The sequence below is a fragment of the Streptosporangium sp. NPDC049046 genome (assembly GCF_040649155.1).
Taxonomy (GTDB): domain Bacteria; phylum Actinomycetota; class Actinomycetes; order Streptosporangiales; family Streptosporangiaceae; genus Streptosporangium.
This window is the reverse complement of sequence record NZ_JBEZEZ010000016.1, coordinates 51,870-70,194: the sequence shown is the minus strand read 5'-3', so window position 1 is coordinate 70,194 and position 18,325 is coordinate 51,870. Positions and strand designations below refer to the sequence as shown.

Here is an 18,325-nt window from a genome sequence, read left to right as displayed (position 1 = left end):
CCCTTTCACCCGGTACCGCGAATCGGGTTCTCCACGCCCGCGCTCGATGTTCACCGCACGGCGCCGGCCGCGTCCGGACGAGAGCACGCCGTCGGTCCGGCGTGCTCTCCTCCGGGACGAACCGTTTCCTCCGCCGACATGCGCGCCGTATGCCAAAATGATCACTCTCCCGGAGGCGTGAATCGGTCCATCCGGATTACCGAGAAGGCACTCAACGCCATCAGGAGAGGATGTCGGTTGTCCGTGACGGATCTGGAGACCGCCTGCGAGCTTCGCGAACTCGCCGATCACCCCCACCTGGCGGCCCGGCGGGACCAGCTACGTGATCTCGCGGACGCGGTCGCCGATCCCGACAGGGCCGGGCACTGGTGTGAGGTCGACCTGTTCGCCGCCTTCTCCCCCGACGACACCATCCTGGTGGACGGGGAACCGGCGGAGACCACGTCCTCTCCGAGGAGGCCGGGATGGCGACGTGGGCTCGGCGGCGCCGTCGGTCCCGCCCTCGTCTTCGTACCGATCTTCATCACCTGGCTCGGCCTGATGATGGCGACCGGCGCCTACGGCGACCTCCTCGCGGCCGGTGGCCTGGAGGCGGCTCGGCGCCCCTTCCTGGAGATGTGGCAGCAGGGCTTCGGCGGCCGGTTGCCCGCATTCTTCAAATTCGACAACATCGCGCTCTGTACCCTCGCGGCCATCTTCTGCCTCATCTGCTGGACCGTGTTCGAGAACGTCACCCGGAACACCAGGGAGGACGCCTCGGAGCAGGAGCTGCGTGCCCTCCGCGTCCGGCTCCGCGGGGCGCTGACCGGGGCGAGCCTGGTGCTCGGACAGGTCCGCCTCTCCGCACCGGAGCGGTTCGGCGCCGAACTCAGCAAGGCTGCGGCCGACATCGGCTTCGTCGGGACCACGGCGCGCAAGGTGCACACCGAGCTGGTCGAGGCGCTCACCCTCACCCTGGAGGCCACCCGTAAGACCACGGACGCACTGGCCGGTAGCGCGATCGACGTGCGCGACGCCGTCGAGCACCTGGGCGGGCACCTGGCAGCCGTCAACAGCACCTGTGACGACCTCGCCGCGGCGGTGGCCCGCTTCTCGGCTGTGATCGACACCGCAGGATCCACGGCCGGTCAGGCCGTCACCGACGTCGGGAACCGGTTGTCGACGACCGTCTCCCGGACCGCCCTCGACATGCGCCAGGCGTTCAACGAGGAACTCGTACGGTCCATCACGTCGGTCCAGGGCAGCGTCTCCGCTCTGGATCTCCGGATCAACGAGCTGGTCGGTGTGACGGCGGGTATCGGCCACGCCGTCGACCGCGCGGCCATCTCGATCGATTCCGTCGGCTCCTCGACGGAGAAGGCGGTCGACCAGCTCGGCGCACGGGTCACCGACACCATCGCGGGTACGGCCAGGGAGCTTCACCGGACCTTCGAGGGCGCCGGTACGGAGATCCGGGAGGCCCTGGAGAGCTGGTCCGCCGTCGCCGGGACACACGCCTCCCGGATCGACACCACCATCGAGACGGTCACCGGCACCGACGACAGCGACACTGACACTCGCACCGGCACCGGCACCGGCACCGGCGGAACGGACGACAGCGGCGACGACGAGCCGGACTCGCAGCGGAAAGTCCGAACCTCGCGATGACCACCCGCCGAAGAACCTCCACCACGACCCTGTTGGCCGGTTGGCTCTTCGCCGACCTGCTGCTCGGACTCACGATCATCATGCTGGGCGCGCAGGCGCCGCCCCCCTCCCCCGCCGACCTCATGACGGACGGCACCCGGTTCCAACCGGACCCCTTCCAGTCCCCGCCCGACTCGACCCGACCTCCGAGCGAAGAGCCACCGGCAGAAGAGTCACCGGCGGAAGGGCTTTCCGCCGAGAAGCCCTCGGAGGAGACCTCGGGGGAGACGTCGGGAGGAGAGCTCCGGACCGAAGATTCCAAGGAGGAGAAGAAGCCGGGCAAGAAGGAATCCGAAGAGAAGAGTCCCGCCCGGCCCGCCCCTTCGCCGTCCCCCTGCACCGGCCTCGTCGGAGGCGTGCGAGCGAAACCGGTCACGCTCTCGTTCCGGGTCACCCCCGGCGCCGGTGACGGTGTACTGGCCGCACAGGTCCGCCAGGAATTACGCAGGCACCGGGAGAAACTCGCCGGACGGCGCGTCGGCATGCTTCTCACCTTCGGCTCCGACGACGGTGCCAGGGACGGCGTTCAGCTCGCCTCCAGGGTCAACGCGGCCATCCTGGAGGCGTACCCGGGCACCTTCGGCACGGCCGTGACCCGTGACTTTCACGACCTTTCCGCCCCGAGCGGATCGATCTCCGCCGAGATCTACTTCGTGACCCACGGCTGCGCCCCCACGTCCGCGGCGCCGAGGTCATTCGATGAAGGAGCGGGCTCCTCCATCGAATGACGTGCGGGCCGTCGAGCGGCCCCTCGGGCTCCGTCGTCCGCCGATCCGGACACGCCGCACGGCCAGGCGGAACGCCGCTTCGGCGTGCTCAAGCGGCGGCGGGCCGTCGCGACCCGCTTCGACCGGCTCGCCGACCGCTGCTCGGCGGGCGCCACCCGGCGGGCGCTGCTCGCCGACCGCTGCTCTGCGGACGCCGCCGTCGCGTGCCTCATGCTCCGGCAGCACCCTACCGAGCCCTGCCGAGCCGTCAGACCTTCCTAGTAGCGAGGTTTGCGGCTCAGGGCGATGCCGGCCACCAGAAAGATGCCGCCGATCACCCCGGCGCCTATCGCTCCCGGAGTGTTGGCGGGGGTGCTGCTCGCCTGGAAGACGGCGGTGACGAGGCCCATCACGCCGCTGATGTAGCAGAAAATGGTGATGAAGATCTTGACGTTGGTGCTCACTGGATTCCTTCGGTGGGGCGACGGCCGTCTGCGGGCGCGTCGGGGGCGGTACCGGCTGCGGTGAACCCGAGGAGCATCACCCAGGCGTTGGGATCTGCGCGGAACCGGTTCCAGCGGTCGGCGGCGAGGGCGAACTCTCGAAGCGACAGCACACCGGCCGCGAGAAGCGGCTGCAGCCGTCCCGGGCCGAGGTGGGGGGCGAAGTCATCCGTCGGTCGGGTGTCGTTGGTCGTGGCGAACGGGCGAAGGGCGACCTCCGTGAAGCCGGTGTCACGTAACAGGCGGGTGAGACGGCGGCCGATCGTACGGTCGCCACCGGCGGCCTGCTGGGTCGCCGCCATCTTGGCGTGGATCCCGGCCAGCTCCGGATAGGTCGGGTCCGCCAGGCCCCAGCAGGAGGCGTCCACCTCGGTGACCAGGATCCGGCCACCGGGGCGGAGGATCCTGCGAGCCTCCGCGAGGGCGGGTGCGGGGTCGGAAAGATGCTGAAGGACGTACCTGAGGAGTACGTATCCCGCGCTCGCCGTTTCCAGCGGCAGGTCGGCGGCGTCGGCGACGACGAGTTCGGCACCGGCGCCCTCGGCGTGGGCGAGCAGGTCGGGGTCGATGTCCACGGCGACGAGCGACAGGTCGGGCATCGCCTGACTCAGCCGCCGGGTGATCGCGCCAGAGCCCGCGCCGACCTCGACGAGCGGGCCGTTCGACGCGGTCAGGCCCAGCTCGCGCAGCAGGCTCAGCTCCTCGTCGAACGAGAGCGCCGCCTGAGCCTCCAACCGCGCCAGCTCTCCTGCCATCCCACCCGCCGTGGTGGCGGCGGGGTTGTACGAACCGGCGTTCGGTGCGGGAGTGGCGGGGTCTTTCCGGATGGGGACCGGCCGTGCGGTGTCGTGGCCGTTGTCGGTCAGATGAGCAGCGGTGGCCGGTGGCGGAGGGGTGGGGGCGGTGGTCATCGGGGGCTCACGGTCATGCGCATGCCGTGCTTCGGCCGTAGCGTCACCAGCGCCTCGGGCTCCACCGGGAAGCCGGGTTCCAGCGTGAGCCGTACCGACTGGGCCAGCATCGCGAGGACCAGCGTCGCCTCGGTGAGCGCCAGGTGCCGGCCGATGCAGACGCGCTCGCCGCCGCCGAACGGCAGATACAGGTGGCTCGGCAGGTCGGCGCCGTCGAAGCGGTCGGGTACGTACGCATCCGGGCGGTCCCAGTAGCGAGGATCGCGGTGCAGGACCCACTGGCTGACGCACACCAGTGTGCCGGGCGCCACCGGATGGCCGTCGAGCTCGTCGTGACCGGTCGCGCGTCGGGAGATCAGCCAGACCGGCGGGTACAGGCGCATCGCCTCCTGCACGGCCCGGCCGCACAGGGGCAGGTCGAGCAGGTCCGCGGCCGTGGGCCGGCGGCCGCCCAGCACGTGGTCGACCTCGGCGCGGATCCGTTCCGCCTCCTCGGGGTGGCGGTCCAGGAGGTAGAGGGTCCAGGTCAGGGCCTTGGCGGTGGTCTCGTGGCCCGCCATGATCAGGGTCAGCACCTGGTCGCGCAGGTCGGTGTCGGACAGGGAGCCGAGCATGGTGTCGAGCAGGGTGCCGACGGCCTGGGGGTCCTGGGGAGAGGCGCGGCGGGCGGCGATCACGGTACGCGTGATCATGTCGAGGAGGGCACGGGCGCGTACGTAACCCCGCTGCCTGCGGACGGTGTCGGCGGGGTCGGGGTCGGGGTCGGGTACGTAGTGGCCGATGAAGCGGTTGACGTCGTCCACCGCCCGGCCGAACCCGTCGCCCGTCCCGCCGAGGTCCACGTCGAGCACCGCGCGGGTCAGGATCGACAGGGTGAGCGAGGTGAGCTGGTGGTCGATCGGCTGGGGGGCGCCAGTCTCGGCGGGGCCGCGCCAGCGGTCCAGCAGGGCGGCGGTCTCGTCGGTGATGATCTCGTCGAAGGAGGCGACCGCGCCTCGGCGGAAGGCGGGGGCGCACAGCTTGCGCTGACGTGACCATTCCGCGCCGGTGCTGGTGAGCAGGCCGTTTCCGAGCAGCGGGCGCAGCATGTGGTCGTCCGGCGTGTTCTTCTTCGTGTAGTTGCCGACGTTGTCCTTGAGGATGTGCCGGGCGAGGTCCGGGCGGTGCGCCATGAGGACGGTCTCGCCGTTCGCGTGGTGGGCGGTGACGTCGCCGTACCGGCGGGCCAGGCCGGTCACGAACCCCAGCGGGTCGCTGCGCATGCGTCCCATGTCCACGGGGCCGGCCGGGCCGGGGGGAAACCGCGTGCCTGTGGTGGTCACCGACGCCTCCGTTCAACGTGCTTAAGTATCCGCATTACGTATTCACGGGTGCCGGATATACGTATTGAGTATTGTTGATGATTCCATCCGTACTGTGGGATGCTGCTAATGTAACACCGCACAGAAGAAGGTATCAATACTTACATGAATGGCACACAAGTTAAGTCTTGGTAAGCGCCGCCGAGCATGCGACAGTCCATTTCAGTTGCCGATGCAGAAAGCAGCGGCAAACACCCGAGAGGGAGAATCGCATGGCTCTCGAACCGCAGGAGCGCGCGGAGTTCATCAACGCCTACACCCGTACGCTCATCACCGCCTGGTCGGACGAGGAGTACGCGGCCCGGCTGAACGCCGACCCGCGTTCCGCGCTGGCCGAGTCCGGGCTGGTCGTTCCGGAGGGCGCCGAGATCGTCATCGTGCGGCACATCCCCGAGGGGCACGAGGAGGGCAACCTGGACGTCCAGGTGGGGCTGTGGGAGGTGGGCCTGGCGACCGGGCAGTTCGAGTTCCACATCCCTGAGACGCCGGTGGTCGACGCCGCCGAGCTCAGCGAGGGGGACCTGTCCGACATCGCGGCCGGCGCCGCCGACGCGGCCGCCTGCTACTACTGCTGCTGCCCCTGCTGCTGCTGCACCTGATTCCCGGCGCAATTCCGGCATAATTTCCGGCGCCGTTTTTAAAATCGCCATGCCGTTCCCGTCAACGTCTCCATCGGAGGAATAAGTCGATGGCTTCCGCCGCCGCGGAAAAAGATCCGGTCGCCGTCACCGGCCTGAACAAGCGCTACGGAGAGCACACGGTGCTCACCGATCTGAGCCTGCGGGTGCACCCCGGCGAGGTGTTCGCCTTGCTCGGGCCGAACGGCGCGGGGAAGACCACGACCGTGGAGATCCTCACGGGAGTACGGCGGCGGAGCGGTGGAGACGTACAGGTCCTCGGCCAGGATCCGGCCAGGGACCGTCGGGAATGGCGGGCGCGTATCGGGGTGGTCGGCCAGTCCACCGGCTCCTACCCCGATCTCACCGTGGGTGAGGTGGTGCGGCATTTCGCCGCCATGTACCCCAGGCCGCTGCCGCCCACGCAGGTGCTCGACATGGTCGGCCTGGGAACGTACGAGAAGAAGAAGACCACGGAACTCTCCGGCGGCCAGCAGCGCCGCCTGGACGTGGCGGTCGGCGTGATCGGCGACCCTGAGTTGATCTTCCTTGACGAGCCCACCACCGGGCTCGACCCGGTCGCCCGCCGCGAGGCGTGGGATCTGGTGCGGTTCTTCTCCGGGCGCGGCTGCACGACGGTGCTGACGACCCACTATCTGGACGAGGCCGAGACGCTCGCCACCCGGGTGGGGGTGATCGCGGGAGGGCGCCTGGTGGCCTGCGGGCCGCCGAGCGAGCTGGGCGGGCGGGCGACGACCCCGGCCACCGTGTCGTTCCGGCGTTCCGAGTCACTCGCCGGCCGGGAGCTTCCCGACCTGCCCCGGGGTGCGGTGCTCGAACCGGGTCCGACGGGCGCGGGCGACCCGGTCACCGTGCTGACCTCGGAGCCGACCCGGCTGGTGAGCCTGCTCGGCGCCTGGGCCGGAACGGAGCTGCCCGACCTGATCGTGCACCGGCTCACCCTGGAAGAGATCTACCTCAACCTCATCGACCGGCATCGCGAGCAGCCGGAGGAGAACACGTGAGCGTCATGGAATCCGTCCACGCGCCAGGTCGCGGTTTTCTGCCCGACCTGTGGCGGGCCAGTGCCGCCCGGTCGTCGGTCGAGCTGAAGTCGTTCTTCCGCAACAGGCAGTCGCTCGTCTTCACCCTGTTCTTCCCGGTGATCCTGCTGGTGGTGTTCGGTGCGATCTTCACCGGCAAGGTGCAGGGCACCGAGACCGACTTCCGGCAGGTCTTCATGGCGGGCATCGTCGCCGCCGGTGTGATGAGCACCGCCTTCTCCGGGCTCGCCATCAACATCGCGATCGAGCGGGACACCGGCCTTATCAGCAGGCTCGCGATGACGCCGATGCCCAAGGCCGCCTACTTCATCGGCAAGCTGGTGAAGGTCGTGGTGACCACCGTGGTGGAGATGGTGCTGCTGCTGGGCATCGCGGTGACCGCGTTCGGGCTGCCGCTGCCCAGCACCGCGCAGCGCTGGTTCACCCTCGCCTGGGTGCTGACGCTGGGCACCGTAACCTGCGCGCTCACCGGGATCGCCTACAGCGCGGCGATCCCGAACAGCCGCTCGGCCGCGGCGATCGTGACGCCGGTGTTCATGGTGCTGCAGTTCATCTCCGGGGTCTTCTACCCCTTCCACCAGCTTCCCGCGTGGATGCAGAACACGGCCGCGCTGTTCCCGGTGAAGTGGATGGCGCAGGGGTTCCGTTCGGTGTTCCTGCCGGACAGTTTCACGGTCGTGGAGCCGGCGGGCAGCTGGGAGCTCGGCCGCATCGCGCTCGTTCTGGGGCTGTGGGCGGTCGGCGGCCTGCTGCTCACCGCGTTGACGTTCGGCTGGCGCACCGCGCGCGTGCGGTGACCCGTCCAGATTGATCCGTTCAGATTGATCCGTTCGGGTGGGGACGCGTTCAGGTGGGGGACGCGTCCCGGCGGGTGATCCCGCCAAGGCAGGTGGTTCGTCCAGACAAGGTGGTTCGTCCAGGTGAGTGATCCCATCCAGGCGGCGGCTCGTCCAGGTGGGGGATCCCGTCCAGGCGCTTGACCGGGCAGGCCGTTGACCAGACGGGCCGTCGATCGGGAAAGCGGCTGATCAGGCAAGCGACAGCAAGGGAACCGACGCGTGACGGCAGGCACTCAGATCCGTCTCCCCGCCCACCTCCCCCATCCCTTCTCCCCCGCGGGACGGGCCGATCCCTATCCGGCCTACGACTGGCTGCGTTCCCGTGCCCCCGTCCACCACGACGTGATGTCGCGGCTGTGGCTGGTGACCGGGCACGCCGACTGCGCCGCCGTACTGCGTGACCGGAGGTTCTCGGCGAGCGCCGGGCAGCAGGGGCGGGCGCGCGGCGAGGAGTTGCCGCCGTCGATGCTCACCACGGACCCGCCCGACCACACGCGGCTGCGCGCGCCGGGACTGCTGCTGCTCGGCCCCGCGGCGATCGCGTCGGTGGCCGGGGGGATCGCCGCCGACGTGGACGACCTTCTCGAACGGCTCGCGGGCGAGACCGTGGTCGACGCGGTCAGGCAGATCGGGAGCCCGCTGTCCACCTCGGTCTTCCTGCGGCTGTTCGGACTCGCGGAGAGCGACAGGAAGGTCTTCGAGCAGCTCGCCCAGGCGGCCTCGATCAACCTGGATCCGCTCGCCGGGCCGCAGGTGGCGGCGCTGGGCAGGTCGGCGATGTCGGAGCTGAGCCGGTTCCTGGACGAGCGCCGTGCGAGCGCCGCGCCCAGCCCGCTGACCCGGTTCGCCGCCGACGACCGGCTCACCCGGGCGGAGATGCTCGGGGTGCTCGGGCTCGCCGTGGTCGGCGGGTGGCAACCGCTCGCCGAGGCGATCGGCAACGCGCTGTACTGGCTGCTCCCCCGGCCGCGGGCGCTCGCCGCGCTGCGCGAGGGCGGGGACGAGTCCGCGCGTACGGCGATGGACGAGTTGCTGAGGTTGGAAGCGCCGATTCCCTTCACGGCGAGGGTCGCGGTCGAGAACGTGACACTGCCCGGCGGTGAGGTGCCCCGGGGGGCGAGGGTGCTCGCGGTCGTCGCCGCCGCCAACCGGGACCCGGCCGTTTTCGACAGGCCGGGGGAACTGCTGCTCGACCGGACGCCCAACCCGCACCTCGCCTTCGGCGGTGGGCCGCACTTCTGTCTGGCGGCGCAGCTCGTCCGGCAGACGGGGGCGGTGCTGCTCGCCCGGCTGGCCGGGCGGTTCCCGGCCGCGTCACTCGCCGACGAGAAACCGGCCTGGGCCGCCACCCTCATCCCCCGGCGGCTGCGCTCCCTCCCGGTGAACCTGGGCGATCCGGCTTCCCCTCCGACGGACCCGGGCAATCTGTCCTCCTTTTGGACGGACTCGGGCGTCCCGGACTTCCCCACGGTGGACCCGGACTCCCTCCCGACGGCCTCGCACTCCCTTCCGGCGGACCCGGGAGGCGGGGATGCGTACTGAGGTGCTCGTGATCGGCGCCGGGGTGAGCGGGCTGACCTGCGCCACCCGGCTGGCCGAGGCCGGGGTACGTACGGCGGTGGTCGAGGCGAGGTCACGGGTGGGCGGGCGGATACGGACGTTTCGCCCCGCGGACGGCGGCCCCTCGCTGGAGCTGGGCGCGCAGGTCGTCCACGGAGACCTGAACCCCGTCCACAAAATCGTGAACACCGAGACGGCGCCGCGGCCGACCGCGGCGCGGGTGGTGAGCGGGCGGGTGGGCCGTCCTATGGGGGCGCTGGCCCGCACGCCCAATCCGCCGTGGGCGCTGGAGGCGAGGCTGAACGCCGAAGGCGCCGGGATCGGTGAGTCGGTGAACGACTGGCTCGTGGACAGGGGCGGCCCGTACCCGGTGGCGAGCGAGTGGTTCCGTCAGATCTGGGCCACCGATCCGGAGCGACTCAGTGCCCGGGGCGTGGCCGAGGCCCATCGGGGGGACACCGCGGGGCGGGGGGAGTTCGTGGTCTCGGGCGGGTTCGACCTGCTGGCGAGGCGGCTGGCCGCGGGGCTCGACGTGCGTACGGACTGCCCCGTCCAGGTGCTCGGCTGGTCGCCGGGGCGGGTCTCCGCGCAGACGCCGGTCGGCGTCGTGGAGGCGGAGCGGGTGGTGGTGACCGTGCCGCCCTCGGTCGTGACCCACGGCACGCTCACCGTCAAGGATCTGCCGGAGCCCAAGGTCGAGGCCGCGCGTGCCCTCGCCGGCGGGGACGGCTGCTGCGTCGTCGCGACCCTGTCCGTGCCCGCGCCGGAGACGGCGTCGGTGTTCGACGCGGACGGGATCGGCGGTTTCGTGAGCTGCCGCGAGGGACGTCCCGAGGCGTTGATCGTGGCCAGGGACGCGGCGGCGGCCCACGTGCGCGCCGCGACCGCCGGCTCCGGCCCCGCGACCGCTTCCAGTCCCGGCTCCGGCCTCGCGACACTCCTCGCGGTCGCCCTGCCGTGGGCCGCGCGGGCCGAGGTGGTGGACATCGAGGTCGCCGACTGGGGGGCCGACCCGTGGAGCCGGGGTGCGTTCACCGCGCCGCTGGTGGGCGCCGAGTGGGCTCCGGTGATCTGGGCCGAACCGGTCGCGGACACGCTTTTCTTCGCGGGCGAGGCCACGGTCTCGGGGACGCGCCTGCCGTGGGTTCAGGGGGCGATCGCCAGCGGGGTGATCGCCGCCGACCGGCTCCTGGAGGCGATGGGCTGATGGCATCACATTCGGAAGATCCACGACAGCCGGCGCGGCCGACGACACCACATCCGGAAGAATCACGACAGCCGGCGCGGTCCATGACCCCGCATCCGGAAAATTCACGGCATCCAGCGCAGTCGGCGGCGTCACGCCCGGAAAATTCGCGGTATCCAGAGCGGTCGGCGGCACCCCGGGCGCACTCGGCGGCACCGCACTCCGGCTGGTACCTGCCCGCCTTCACCTCGGAGCTGGAAGCCGAGGTGACTCCCCTGGAGATCGGCACCCGGCGGCTGGTGGCGGTGCGGACCGAGACGGGGCTCCGCGTCTTCGACGCCGACTGCCCACACCGGGGCGCGCATCTCGGTTACGGGGGACGGCTCTCCGGCGGCTGCCTGGTCTGCCCGTTCCACGGCCGCAGGATCGCGCTGGGCGACGCGGCCGGACGGCTGTCGGTACGCGAACACCACGTGATCGTCTCCGGTGAGGCCGTGTTCGTCCGCCTCTCGGACGGCCCTGACGACGACCGCGGACTCACCAGGGCGCTCAAGGAGCTGGAGGCGACCCACCCGCTCACGGCGGCCGTGACCAGGCCGCTCGCCGCCGATCCCGCGCTGGTCGTGGAGAACGCCTTTGACGTCGACCACTTCACCGAGGTGCACAAGGTGCCGAGGCTGCGCGGGATGGCGCATCGGGACGGGGACGAGGGCGAGCTCGTCATCGAGGGCGAGTTCGTCATGGGGGCGAAGCCGGGGAGCAGCTCGGGGCAGCAGGTCACCCGGGCCGGGTTCCTGGCCCGCGCCTACAGTCCCGGCGTGGTCGTCACCCGGTTCGGGCCGCCGGGGTGGGAGCAGGTGATCGTCACCGCCGCCGTGCCGTGCGAGAGGGGCGGGTGCGTGGCGCGGGTGGCGATCGGGGTCCGCCCCGAGCAGCGCGGGGAGTTGCCGCTGCTCATCCACGGCAGCGAACGCGCGCTGGAGGAGGACGCGGTGATCTGGGAGCGGCTGAACCCGCGGGCGGTGCCCCGCTTCGACAGCAGGGACGTCGCGGTGCTGGCCTACCGGGAGTTCTGCGCGACCTTCGGGGAGCCGGCGTGAACGGGCTGCGGGTCGTCAGCTCGGGAACGGGTTCTGCGGTGCTGTGGGTGCACGGCTACACCATGGACCTCACGCTGTGGAAACCGTTGTGGAAGCTGCTGCCCGGCTGGCGGCACATCGGCGTGGACCTTCCCGGCCACGGTGGCTCCGAACCGTTGCAGCCGGGTGTGACCCTGCCGTCGCTGGCGTTAAGGCTGACCGAAATAGCCGAGGCCGAGGGAGCGGAGCGGGTCGTGGGCCTCTCCTTCGGTTCCGGCGTCGCGCTGCAGATGGCCCTGGAGGCGCCGGAGGTGGTGCGGCGCCTGGTGCTCGCGGCGCCGACGCTCGGCGGCGCGCCGCCCGACCCGGCCGCCCGGCGGCGCTACATGGAGCTCATGATGGTGCGCAGGGCGGGCGGCGGACGGGAACAGATGGCCGAGCTGTGGATGAGCTCTCCTCCCGACATCTTCCGGGGCACCGAGGCGCACCCCGAGCTGCGGGCGCGACTGCGGGCGGTGATCGGCGGACACTCCTGGGCCGAGCTGGACACGGGGGCGATGGCCGCGCTCAGCGCGCACCGGCATCCTCCTGAGGATTTGACCCGGATCAGGGCGGCCACCATGGTTATCATCGGTGACTCGGACATGCCCACCTTCGTGGCCAATGCGAAGACGCTGCGACAGATGGTCCCCGAATGTCATATTCGGACAATCCCTAACTCGGGGCACCTTCCCCTGTTGGAGCAGCCAGAAATGTCGGCAAAAGCGGTATTTGCGGGACTGACATTATCTGAGAGAGTAGATCGGGTTTGAGGCTGTTGTACGAGCGTTTACAGTTAGACACCCGTAAGGGGGGTTAGTTGCCCCTGCTATTGAGTTTCTTCGGCATGACCGTCATGGTTCTCACCGAGCTCAACCTAGGCGACCTGGCATTCCTGTTCGGCCCGCACCTCGTGGAGAGCGGCGAACCACAGCTGGTCGTGAAGCTTCTCACCGGCAAGTCGTCGGACGGGGAGCTGCTGGTCTACCGTCCCGACGGGATGTTGCTGCAGCGTCGCGTGTTCCGCGGATGGAGCACGATGCCACCCCCTCTCCCCCCGTTCGCCGTGCTCGACCATCTTTTCCTGGTGATGCGCGCCATCGTCATGGCCAAGGGCGACTCCACGGTCGCGCTGATCGGCACCGCCTGCTCACCCGGTGCCGCCGTGGCGACCGCGCTGGCCAGGCGGTCCTGGCGGCCGGTGTCGGGACAGCTCCTCGTGATCGACCGGGCCACCGGCCAGACGCTCCCCTTCCACGTACCGCTCGACCTGCGCGGCAGCGCCCTGGAGTCGGCGAGGACCGGCGGCCTGTTCGGCCCGGAGACCGACCCCGGCACCTGGCGCCGGGCCGAGCCCACACCGGCCGGGGAATCCGTTCTGGTCCGCCCGGAACTACTCGGCCCGATCGTCCCCGTCACCGCCAGGCTCGCCCCGCCCACCCTGGTCAGGATCTGCCAGGAGGACGGTGACCGCTGCGAGCTGGCGCCCTGGGCCTTCCAGCCGCACGTCTGGCCGCCGAACACCTCGGACCTGGCCGACGCGCCCCGCTACCGGCTGCTCATGCCGGAGTTCGGCGGCGCGGAGGAGGCCGCGACACTCATCGACGACATGCTCCAGGAGACGCCATGCCCCGGCGGACCGCGTACGGCCCGGGAACACCTTGCTGGGTCGACCACATCACCGTCGACCTGACCGGCGCGAAACAGTTCTACGGCGGCCTGTTCGGCTGGGAGTTCACCAGGGAGAACGACCGCGGCTACCACCTGATCACGTTGCGAGGGGAGATCATCGGCGGCCTCGGCCCCAGCCCGATGGGCATGGCGCCCGGCTCGTCGTGGAACGTCTACCTGGCGTCCAAGGACCTCGACCACACCCGGACGGAGGTCGGACTCCTGGGCGGCCGTGTCGTGATGGGTCCCGTGCCGGCGGGCGAGACCGGCCGCCTCTGCCTGGCCGTTGACCCGTCGGGGGCGGCGGTCGGCTTCTGGGAGGGCGGCAGGGACGAGGGCGTGGTCCTGGTGGACGAGCCCGGCGCCCTGTGCGCCTGCGAGCTGCACACCGCCCGCCCCGACTCGGCGGAGGAGTTCTACCGGGGCCTGTACGGTGACGTGCCCGCGGTGATCCGCTCCTCGTCCAAGACCGGCTGGGTGCCGTTCTTCGGTATTCAGGACGCCGAGAACACCGAAAGCTCCGGAAGCGACGAGGGCAGCGCGGCGGAGGTGTCCACCGGGAACGCCGGAGGCGACGAAACCGGCCAGGGCACCGGAAACAGCGGAAGCACCACGACGGAGACGGCCCCAGGGAACACCGAAGGCTCCGGGGGCACGGGAATCACCGGGATCACCGTCGCGGCGGCGCTCGCCGCCGGGGCCCGTCGGCTGGATTCCGGCCTGTTCGCCGACCCCTTGGGCGGGGTCTTCGGCCTCACCGGCGGGAATTACTGACGACCAAAGCGCACGTCACACAAAGGCCACCCGTCGCCGCAGGTCAGGGGCGTGAGCACGTGTCAAGCCGAGCTTTCCGCGCCAACAGTCGGAAAATGCGTATCATGATGAGCATAAATACGTATTAACAAGTTTCCCTCACCCTTGCGATGATTCTGAAGTTGGTAATTCTCGCAGGGGAAAGGCATTTCATGGCGCCTGACGTGACGGTGATAGGCGGAGGCCCTGCTGGAGCGATCTCGTCGGCGCTGCTGGCTCGGGCGGGCGCCCGGGTCCGCCTGCTGGAACGGGATTTCTTCCCCAGGTATCACATCGGCGAGTCGATCTCCTCTTCCTGCCGGGCCATCATCGACCTCGTCGGCGCCAGGGAGAAGATCGAGGCCCGCGGCTACCAGGTCAAGGAAGGGCTGCTGCTCCGCTGGGGCGCGGAGCGCGACTGGGCGATCAACTGGCCGGACCTCTTCGGCGACCAGGTGCGCTCCTGGCAGGTGGACCGCGCCGACTTCGACGACGTCCTGCTCAGGCACGCCGCCGACGAGGGCGTCGAGGTGGTCCAGGGCGCCCAGGTGAAGAAGGTCCGCTTCGACGGAGACCGCGCGGTGGGCGTGGAGTGGACGCACGACGGGCGTCTCCTGGAGGCTCCCGCCGAGTTCGTGGTGGACGCCTCGGGCCGCGCCGGCGTGCTCTCCTCCCAGCACTTCCGCAACCGGCGGCCGCACGACGTCTTCCGCAACGTCGCCATCTGGGGCTACTACCGGGGCGGCACGCTGCTGCCCCGTACTCCCCGGGGCGGCATCAACGTGATCTCCTCCCCCAACGGCTGGTACTGGGTCATCCCGCTCAGCGGTGACGTCTACAGCGTGGGCTTCGTCACCCACCGGGACCAGTTCCTCGCCCGCAGGCCGGAGTTCCCCTCGCAGCACGCGATGTTCCTCGCCCTGGTCGCGGAGTCGCAGACGGTGGCGGAGCTGGTGGCGGACGGTCGTCTCGAAGGTGAGATCCGCGTCGAGCGGGACTTCTCCTACTCGGCCGACAGCTTCTGCGGGCCCGGCTACTTCCTCGCGGGTGACTCCGCCTGCTTCCTCGACCCGCTGCTCTCCACCGGCGTGCACCTGGCCATGTACAGCGGCATGCTCGCCGCCGCGAGCATCCTGTCCGCCCACGCGGGGGAGGTCACCGAACGCGAGGCGCTGGCGTTCCACGAGTCCCACTACCGCAACGCCTACGGCCGAATGTTCTCCATGGTCGCCGGGTTCTACGAGCAGTACCGGGGCAGGAACAGCTACTTCTGGCTGGCCCAGCGCCTGGCCAGGGGGCAGTACCCGGAGCTGATGAGAAAGCGCGGCGGCGACGCCCCGGCTCCCTCCGACGGCGCCTTCGCCTCGATCACCTCCGGCCTGACCGACCTGGACGACGCCACCCGCGTCGGCGGCGCGGCCCCGCTGGACGCGATGGTGCTCGCCGGCGAGCTGGTCGCGGGGAAGACCGGCGACCGGAGCGCGGACCTCGGCGGCCCCGGCGACGCGTCCGGGCTCTACCTGGTCACCGAGCCGAGACTGGGCATCGGCAGGGCCGTCGAACCGGTGGCGCCACGCTGACCGAAGGTCCACTGACCGGCGTACCCGCCGAACCGGAGGCATCGCGCTGACCGGAGGCCGACCGATCGGCGTACCAGCCGGACCGGAGGCCGACCGGGTGGCGGCCGTGCGCGAGGCGGCTCGGCGAATCGAAACGACGGAGCCCCAGCGGGAGCAGGTCAGAGGTCGAGGGCGGTGGCCAGCTGGTGCCGTCCTCGGATGCCCAGCTTGCGGTAGATGCGGCCCAGGTGGGTGTCGATGGTGCGCTTGCTCAGGCAGAGCCGCTCGGCGACCTCCATGCTGCTCATGCCCTGCCGTACCAGCTCGACGACCCGCTGCTCGGCGGGGGTGAGCACGATCCTGGCGTGCGAAGGGCGGGCCTCCGGCGTGTGGTCCCGGCTCCCCGGCTCGCCGGCGGCGATCGTACGGGCCGCGGAGTGCTCGCCCAGCGCGGTGTACGCCCGGGCGGCGTGCGCGCGCCAGGGCAGGCAGGCGGGGTTGGTGATGCCCCGGGCGGAGAGCCGGTGCCCGCAGTCGAGGAAGAGGCCGAGCGCGGTGGCGTGGTCGTCCGCCGCCGCCGCGATCAGCCCCTGCACTTCCAGGACCATGCTCTTGACCAGGGGGTGGGCGTCGGCGGGGATCGTCATCTCGCGTACCAGTGCCTCGGCGTCGTCCACCCGCTCCATCCGGATCAGGGCCCGCGCGCCGCAGGCGCGGGCCGCCGTGGCCAGCACCCGCGCGCCGATCAGTTCGGCTCCCTCCCGCGCGTCGAGCGCGTCCCGCAGGCTGTCGGCGGACTCGCCCCTGCGGTAGTCGACGTCCGAGCGCAGCAGCAGCCCGAGCGCGTGCAGGTCCGGCTGGTCCCAGGTGCGGGCGTCCCGCAGGATCCTGGTGCACACGTCCAGCGCGTCCTCCGGCCGGCCCGTCCAGCCGAACGCGAGCGCGGCACCCACCAGGCCGGTGCCGACCGGCCGGTCCCTGGGGGATCGGTCTCTGGTGGCTCGCGTCGCCAGCCGCCTGGCGGTGTCCGGGTATCGCCCGCCCGCCGCGACCATCGCCGCGAGCGCCCCGGAGAACTCCTTCGCCGCCGCGTCCGGCGTGCCCGCCGCGGCCATCCGCAGCGACCTGCGCAACCCCGCACGGTATCCCGACAGCACTCCCTGCGCGGTGAGCCGCAGCAGCGGCTCCCTGGGCGGGTCCGCCATCGTCGCCAGTTCGTGGGCCGCGGTGACGAACGGCCTGACACCCACCGTGCCGGCGGCGAGCGCGGGGCTGGCCAGGTTCAGCAGCGACCTGGCCCGCCGGGCGGGATCCGGCGCGGTGGTGGCCAGCGCCTCGGCATGCCGGACGCAGGCGTCCAGGTCGTGGCGCAGCTCGACCATGCCGAGTTGCAAGGTCAGCTCGTGGATGGTCGCGGAGTCGTCGGTGCAGGCCAGCGCGCGGCGCAGGTATCGGGTCGCGTCGTCGTACCGGCGGGCCGCGACCGCCTCGGTGGCCGCCCTGCGCAGCACCGGGATTCCCCAGTCGGAGTCGGTGAGCATCAGGTGCTCGGCGGTCTGTGCGGCCGGCGCGCCCAGCCTGTCGAGCAGCGTGGCCCCGCGTTCGTGCAGGCCGAGCCTGGTCTGGTTGTCGACGCGCGACAGTACGGCGGCGCGGACGAGGGGGTTGCGGAACCGTACGGGCGGCCCCTCCGAGATGAGTCCCGCCTGGACGAGGGCCCGGCGGGCCTGGCGGATCTGCGGCTCGCCCTGGCTCAGCAGGATCGCCGCCACGGTGGTGTCGGTGTCGGGTCCCATCACGGCGAGCTGAGTGAGCAGTTCGGAGACCACGGGGTCGTGCTCGTTCAGCCATTCGAGCACGGTGTCGGACAGTGCCGCCGTACCGATCTCCAGCACCTGGTCGATGTCGGGCTCGCCGGGACTCACCCTCGCCTGCCGCATCCGGCCGGTCAGCTCGCGCAGCACCAGCGGGTTCCCCTGCGACAGCGTGTGGCAGAGCGCGGCCAGCTCCACGTCGGGCGGCGCGCCCATCGCCTCCGCGACGAAGTCGGCCGTGCAGGTGGCGCAGAACGGTCTGAGCTGCACGGACCGTGCGTACGGCAGATTGCCCAGGTCCGCGCCGAGCGCGGCCGGGGTGCTGCCCGGCAGCGTGGCGACCATCATCACCGGCAGGTCGTCCAGGCGGCGCGCGATGTAGGAGAACCATCTCAGCGAGGGGGTGTCGGCGAAGGACAGGTCGTCGATCGCGATCACCACGGGGTGGTCGGCGACGAGTTCGCGGGTGATGTGGAACAGGTTGAGCAGCAGGTCGTGGGTGGCGGCGCCGTCGCCGTCGGAGGCCCGGTCGAACTGCTTGCGGGTCCGCTCCCCCGAGGAGAGCACCGGGTCGAAGAGCTGCCTCACCATGCCGTAGGCGAAATGACTCTCGCTGGGATGGCAGCGGGCCCGTAACACCCTGCTGCGCTGGGGAAGCATTTCGGTGACGGCGCCGAGCAGGGAGCTCTTGCCCATCCCGTTCTCCCCGAGGATCGACGCGACGACCGGCCTTCCTGACCGGAGCCCGTCAATGGCCTCCCGGAAGACAGTCAATTCTCTGTCCCGGTGAAGAAGTGATGCCATACCTCATGGTCCCATTCTCCCGATACAGATCTCAACGGGCGCCCCGCCCGTCTTTCCCGGCGACCCCATGTGCGCTCCCACCACCGCCGATACGGCGATACTGAGGCGTCCGCCTCCGAAACCTAAGTATCCG

17 protein-coding genes are annotated in these 18,325 nt (G+C 70.8%); 13 read left to right on the top strand and 4 right to left on the bottom strand.

All coding sequences use genetic code 11. The features are described from left to right. Positions 1-237: 237 nt before the first annotated feature. The 3 genes from AB0B96_RS23005 to AB0B96_RS22995 all read left to right on the top strand — a co-directional run bounded on the left by AB0B96_RS23005 (position 238) and on the right by AB0B96_RS22995 (position 2,675). A complete protein-coding gene (locus tag AB0B96_RS23005) occupies positions 238-1,647 on the top strand; it encodes a hypothetical protein (RefSeq protein ID WP_362901627.1) in 1,410 nt (469 codons plus the stop codon). Further along, a complete protein-coding gene (locus AB0B96_RS23000) occupies positions 1,644-2,414 on the top strand; it encodes a hypothetical protein (RefSeq protein ID WP_362901625.1) in 771 nt (256 codons plus the stop codon). The genes AB0B96_RS23005 and AB0B96_RS23000 overlap by 4 nt, the downstream gene beginning before the upstream one ends. A gap of 84 nt (positions 2,415-2,498) precedes the next feature. Continuing rightward, on the top strand, positions 2,499-2,675 hold the full coding sequence (locus tag AB0B96_RS22995; protein ID WP_362901623.1) for a hypothetical protein: 177 nt from the start codon (positions 2,499-2,501) through the stop codon (positions 2,673-2,675). Here the strand turns inward: AB0B96_RS22995 and AB0B96_RS22990 are convergent. Genes AB0B96_RS22990 through AB0B96_RS22980 form a run of 3 tightly spaced genes read right to left on the bottom strand, consistent with a single transcriptional unit; the run spans position 2,672 to position 5,129 of the window. After that, positions 2,672-2,857, bottom strand: coding sequence for a hypothetical protein (locus tag AB0B96_RS22990; protein WP_350945024.1), 186 nt, complete (start codon positions 2,855-2,857; stop codon positions 2,672-2,674). The two genes, AB0B96_RS22995 and AB0B96_RS22990, sit on opposite strands and share 4 nt — an antisense overlap. Next, positions 2,854-3,807 (bottom strand): methyltransferase domain-containing protein, encoded by a 954-nt coding sequence (locus AB0B96_RS22985; RefSeq protein WP_362901621.1) that lies wholly within the window; start codon positions 3,805-3,807, stop codon positions 2,854-2,856. Before AB0B96_RS22985 ends, AB0B96_RS22990 begins: the two co-directional genes overlap by 4 nt. Continuing rightward, complete coding sequence (locus AB0B96_RS22980) at positions 3,804-5,129, bottom strand: cytochrome P450 (RefSeq protein ID WP_362901619.1); 1,326 nt, start codon at positions 5,127-5,129, stop codon at positions 3,804-3,806. The genes AB0B96_RS22985 and AB0B96_RS22980 overlap by 4 nt, the downstream gene beginning before the upstream one ends. Positions 5,130-5,380: 251 nt before the next feature. Here AB0B96_RS22980 and AB0B96_RS22975 point away from each other — a divergent pair, with 251 nt between their 5' ends. From AB0B96_RS22975 to AB0B96_RS22930, 10 genes are all read left to right on the top strand, one after another. Beyond that, positions 5,381-5,767 carry a hypothetical protein gene (locus tag AB0B96_RS22975; RefSeq protein ID WP_362901617.1) on the top strand — a complete coding sequence of 129 codons (387 nt, stop codon included), beginning with the start codon at positions 5,381-5,383 and terminating at the stop codon, positions 5,765-5,767. 89 nt (positions 5,768-5,856) lie between these two features. Then, positions 5,857-6,810 (top strand): ABC transporter ATP-binding protein, encoded by a 954-nt coding sequence (locus AB0B96_RS22970; RefSeq protein WP_362901615.1) that lies wholly within the window; start codon positions 5,857-5,859, stop codon positions 6,808-6,810. A 5-nt stretch (positions 6,811-6,815) separates the two neighbouring features. Beyond that, the gene (locus AB0B96_RS22965) at positions 6,816-7,646 is read left to right on the top strand and encodes an ABC transporter permease (RefSeq protein WP_362901854.1); all 831 of its coding nucleotides are present in this window, start codon (positions 6,816-6,818) and stop codon (positions 7,644-7,646) included. Positions 7,647-7,907: 261 nt separating this feature from the next. Beyond that, positions 7,908-9,230 carry a cytochrome P450 gene (locus AB0B96_RS22960; protein ID WP_362901613.1) on the top strand — a complete coding sequence of 441 codons (1,323 nt, stop codon included), beginning with the start codon at positions 7,908-7,910 and terminating at the stop codon, positions 9,228-9,230. Continuing rightward, positions 9,220-10,455, top strand: coding sequence for an NAD(P)/FAD-dependent oxidoreductase (locus AB0B96_RS22955; protein ID WP_362901611.1), 1,236 nt, complete (start codon positions 9,220-9,222; stop codon positions 10,453-10,455). Before AB0B96_RS22960 ends, AB0B96_RS22955 begins: the two co-directional genes overlap by 11 nt. After that, complete coding sequence (locus AB0B96_RS22950; RefSeq protein WP_362901609.1) at positions 10,455-11,534, top strand: Rieske 2Fe-2S domain-containing protein; 1,080 nt, start codon at positions 10,455-10,457, stop codon at positions 11,532-11,534. Before AB0B96_RS22955 ends, AB0B96_RS22950 begins: the two co-directional genes overlap by 1 nt. After that, the gene (locus AB0B96_RS22945; protein WP_362901607.1) at positions 11,531-12,325 is read left to right on the top strand and encodes an alpha/beta hydrolase; all 795 of its coding nucleotides are present in this window, start codon (positions 11,531-11,533) and stop codon (positions 12,323-12,325) included. Before AB0B96_RS22950 ends, AB0B96_RS22945 begins: the two co-directional genes overlap by 4 nt. 74 nt (positions 12,326-12,399) lie before the next feature. Beyond that, positions 12,400-13,245, top strand: a complete 846-nt coding sequence (locus AB0B96_RS22940) for a hypothetical protein (protein ID WP_362901605.1) — start codon at positions 12,400-12,402, stop codon at positions 13,243-13,245. Beyond that, a complete protein-coding gene (locus tag AB0B96_RS22935; protein WP_362901603.1) occupies positions 13,179-13,997 on the top strand; it encodes a VOC family protein in 819 nt (272 codons plus the stop codon). The genes AB0B96_RS22940 and AB0B96_RS22935 overlap by 67 nt, the downstream gene beginning before the upstream one ends. Positions 13,998-14,188: 191 nt before the next feature. Next, positions 14,189-15,595 carry an NAD(P)/FAD-dependent oxidoreductase gene (locus AB0B96_RS22930; protein ID WP_362901601.1) on the top strand — a complete coding sequence of 469 codons (1,407 nt, stop codon included), beginning with the start codon at positions 14,189-14,191 and terminating at the stop codon, positions 15,593-15,595. Positions 15,596-15,753: 158 nt separating this feature from the next. On the opposite strand, the gene AB0B96_RS22925 is transcribed toward AB0B96_RS22930, so the two are convergent. After that, positions 15,754-18,192: an AAA family ATPase gene (locus tag AB0B96_RS22925; RefSeq protein WP_362901599.1), complete on the bottom strand. Its 2,439-nt coding sequence runs from the start codon at positions 18,190-18,192 to the stop codon at positions 15,754-15,756. Positions 18,193-18,325 lie beyond the last annotated feature (133 nt).

Bases quoted from the DNA above. Each gene is read 5' to 3' on its own strand.
- AB0B96_RS22985 (WP_362901621.1), bottom strand. From the start codon at position 3,807: ATGACCACCGCCCCCACCCCTCCGCCACCGGCCACCGCTGCTCATCTG.
- AB0B96_RS22940 (WP_362901605.1), top strand. From the start codon at position 12,400: ATGACCGTCATGGTTCTCACCGAGCTCAACCTAGGCGACCTGGCATTC.
- AB0B96_RS22925 (WP_362901599.1), bottom strand. From the start codon at position 18,192: ATGGCATCACTTCTTCACCGGGACAGAGAATTGACTGTCTTCCGGGAG.
- AB0B96_RS22935 (WP_362901603.1), top strand. From the start codon at position 13,179: ATGCCCCGGCGGACCGCGTACGGCCCGGGAACACCTTGCTGGGTCGAC.
- AB0B96_RS22970 (WP_362901615.1), top strand. From the start codon at position 5,857: ATGGCTTCCGCCGCCGCGGAAAAAGATCCGGTCGCCGTCACCGGCCTG.
- AB0B96_RS22975 (WP_362901617.1), top strand. From the start codon at position 5,381: ATGGCTCTCGAACCGCAGGAGCGCGCGGAGTTCATCAACGCCTACACC.
- AB0B96_RS22965 (WP_362901854.1), top strand. From the start codon at position 6,816: ATGGAATCCGTCCACGCGCCAGGTCGCGGTTTTCTGCCCGACCTGTGG.
- AB0B96_RS22950 (WP_362901609.1), top strand. From the start codon at position 10,455: ATGGCATCACATTCGGAAGATCCACGACAGCCGGCGCGGCCGACGACA.
- AB0B96_RS23000 (WP_362901625.1), top strand. From the start codon at position 1,644: ATGACCACCCGCCGAAGAACCTCCACCACGACCCTGTTGGCCGGTTGG.
- AB0B96_RS22955 (WP_362901611.1), top strand. From the start codon at position 9,220: ATGCGTACTGAGGTGCTCGTGATCGGCGCCGGGGTGAGCGGGCTGACC.
- AB0B96_RS22930 (WP_362901601.1), top strand. From the start codon at position 14,189: ATGGCGCCTGACGTGACGGTGATAGGCGGAGGCCCTGCTGGAGCGATC.